Source organism: Cupriavidus sp. CuC1 (genome assembly GCF_044627735.1).
GTDB classification, from domain to species: domain Bacteria; phylum Pseudomonadota; class Gammaproteobacteria; order Burkholderiales; family Burkholderiaceae; genus Cupriavidus; species Cupriavidus ulmosensis.
Genome location: NZ_JBIUHC010000396.1, coordinates 1 through 953, shown reverse-complemented (window position 1 = coordinate 953; position 953 = coordinate 1). Strand labels below are relative to the sequence as shown.

At 68.9% G+C, this 953-nt stretch carries 1 protein-coding gene; it reads right to left on the bottom strand.

The features are described 5' to 3' along the window. On the bottom strand, positions 1-953 hold a 953-nt coding region (locus ACGLHR_RS51875), incomplete at both ends, for a thiamine pyrophosphate-binding protein (protein ID WP_400103923.1).

The window sequence follows — 953 nt, the reverse complement described above, 5'->3', positions numbered from 1 at the left end:
TCCTCGATCATGTCCAGGCTGTACGGGTCGCGCTCGTGGGTCCACTCGTCGAGTTCCTTCTCCCACGCGGCCTTCTCGGCGGCGATCTGGCCGGCGCGGTCTTCGCGCGAGGCGTCGCACGCCAGCGTGCGGCCGGCCAGGCGCTCGGTCAGGGCGACGGCGGCGGCCTTGGCATCGCCGCAGATGCCCACCGAGATCTTCTTCACCAGGCCGAGCATCTTATGGTCGGCGTCGATCTGGATGATCTTGGCGTGCTTGGGCCAGTAGTCCATGCCGTGCTGGGGCAGGGTGCCGAAGGGTCCGAGGCGCGAACCGAGGGCGATGACCACATCGGCGTGGGCGAGCAGCTTCATGGCCGCCTTGGAGCCCTGGTAGCCGAGCGGGCCGCACCACAGCGGGTGGCTGGCGGGGAAGGAGTCGTTGTGCAGGTAGCTGTTGACCACCGGCGCGCCGAGCCGCTCGGCCAGTGCCTGGCATTCCTCGATGGCATCGGCCATGACCACGCCACCGCCGGAGATGATGACGGGGAACTTGGCCTTGGCGATCAGCTCGGCGGCTTCGTTCAGGCGCTGGTCGCCGCCGGGGCCGCGGTCCAGGCGCTGGGGCAGGGGGATCTCGGCCTTGATCTGGCCGTAGAAGTAGTCGCGCGGGATGTTGAGCTGGGTCGGGCCCATCTCGGCCATGGCGCGGTCAAAGCAGCGGCCGGTGAACTCGGCCATGCGGGCCGGGTGGGTGACGTGCCCCTGGTACTTGGTGAACTCCTGGAACATCGGCAACTGCTTGGCTTCCTGGAAGCCGCCCAGGCCAATGCCCATGGTGCCGGCCTCGGGGGTGACGATGACCACCGGGCTATGTGCCCAGTAAGCGGCGGCGATGGCGGTGACGCAGTTGCTGATGCCAGGGCCGTTCTGGCCGATGACCACGCCGTGGCGGCCCGAGACGCGGGCATAGCC